The 1666-nt window shown below is 35.8% G+C and carries 3 protein-coding genes; 2 read left to right on the top strand and 1 reads right to left on the bottom strand.

The features are described from left to right. On the top strand, positions 1 to 246 hold a 246-nt coding region (locus FTV42_RS16715), incomplete at its 5' end, for a helix-turn-helix domain-containing protein (RefSeq protein ID WP_180039241.1). 27 nt (positions 247 to 273) lie between these two features. Here the strand turns inward: FTV42_RS16715 and FTV42_RS16710 are convergent. Next, positions 274 to 870, bottom strand: a complete 597-nt coding sequence (locus FTV42_RS16710) for a LysE family transporter (RefSeq protein ID WP_180039240.1) — start codon at positions 868 to 870, stop codon at positions 274 to 276. Positions 871 to 1296: 426 nt separating this feature from the next. Between FTV42_RS16710 and FTV42_RS16705 the strand changes: the two genes are divergently transcribed. Next, on the top strand, positions 1297 to 1666 hold a 370-nt coding region (locus FTV42_RS16705; RefSeq protein ID WP_218947018.1), incomplete at its 3' end, for a biotin/lipoyl-binding protein.

Here is a 1666-nt window from a genome sequence, read left to right as displayed (position 1 = left end):
AAACATGCTGATCGTGACCACTGGAGCCTGTCTCGTGATTTCCTATTATTATTTGGAACTAGCCCACACCGTTATATGATCATGCGTCGCTTAGATCCAGTTAAGTTCTACCTTGCTCAAGGGGAGTCTATTGTTAATGCTGCTTTAAATGCAGGCTTTTTTGATCAGAGTCATATGACCAGACATTTTATAAAAACATTTGGTTTAACTCCCACTCAATGGAAAATGATAAATATTAAAAGGTAGCCGTTCGATTTGAACGGCTAATTTGTCCTAAAGCAGATTGATTCCATTAAGAAAATCTTTGAACATAAAAAGCCCTGATAAAATCAAGAGTATACCCATCAGCTTATTTAGCCGATTAAACCAGATAGGATTAGCAATTTTGTTGCCTAATACTTTTCCAACCAGAGCATAGGTGAATGGTGCGCCAACAGCACCAAGTGAAATCAGTAAAGAAACTATCAAGATCATGATTCCTGTGATTTTGGCTGCAGGGTACATAATTGTCGTAACAGGTAGAATGACGAGAATGGCTTTTGGATTTAATAACTGAATAAATAAGCCATTTAAGAATGTTAGATGGCTTTCTTGCTGTTGAGTTGTTTCTACATTCGCCCTAATCATTTTTATAGCCAAGTAGAATGTATAAATTGCACCCGCTAAAGCAATATAATGAATCCATCCATGTGGAATAACAGCTTCACCTATATAGCCAAACAATACGAATAAGATCAACATGGCGAAACCAATGCCTAGGTAAAATCCTATAGTCTTTTTTAATTGACCTGTAAGGCCAGAATTTAGCCCCATAAAATTTACAGGGCCTGGGCTATACATAACGCTTAATGTATAAAGAAATATTTCCACAGAGTTCACTCAATTAGATAGCAATAAACATCAAAGAGAGAACGGTATCGAGTTATAGGCCTTAAAGATTGTACGTTTGTGCTGAACTAATTAAAAATTTCTATTTAACTTATGTTCACCTAAAGTTCACTTCATAAGTGTATAAAGAAACTATGTATTGTATTTTCAATTGCTTATATAAATATTAGTCTTGGTTTAGAATTTTAAAGTTCATGAACTATGAGAAAAAACTAAGATACGATCAAAATTGTAGAACAACAAAATTATTTATACTAATTTACAAGCCACGCTGTTTAAGCGTGTCATTAAAAAATAAATCTTTTAATCTCTCCACACAATCTCCACACAATCTCCACACAACATCAGCAATTCATAAACACTGCTATTTCAAAATAGTAGTATCTAAAACCCCCCCTCTGAAAAAGCATGTCAACACATTATCATTTAATAGGTTCAATACTTATTACAACTGTACTTTTAATCGGCTGTACACAAGCCAAAGATGCTGAACAGTCCCCAACAGAAATGCCACCAGCGGTTGTCAGTACCATCACGGTATTACCGCATTCCATGAATTTAATTGAAAATCTTCCAGGCCGTGTTGTCGCTTACCGTATTGCTGAAATTCGCCCGCAAGTAGGTGGAATTGTTGATAAAGTACTTTTTAAGCAAGGCTCTTATGTGCAAGCAGGTCAACCGCTTTTTAAATTGAATTCTGAAATATTTCAGGCAGATGTAAAAAGCAATCAAGCCACTTTAAACCGTGCACAAGCTGAGGTGACACGTTTGCAGGTGC

The sequence above is a fragment of the Acinetobacter sp. YH16052 genome (genome assembly GCF_013417155.1).
Taxonomy (GTDB): domain Bacteria; phylum Pseudomonadota; class Gammaproteobacteria; order Pseudomonadales; family Moraxellaceae; genus Acinetobacter.
Note: the sequence above shows the minus strand (reverse complement) of the source record. Positions and strands in the feature narration are given on the sequence as shown.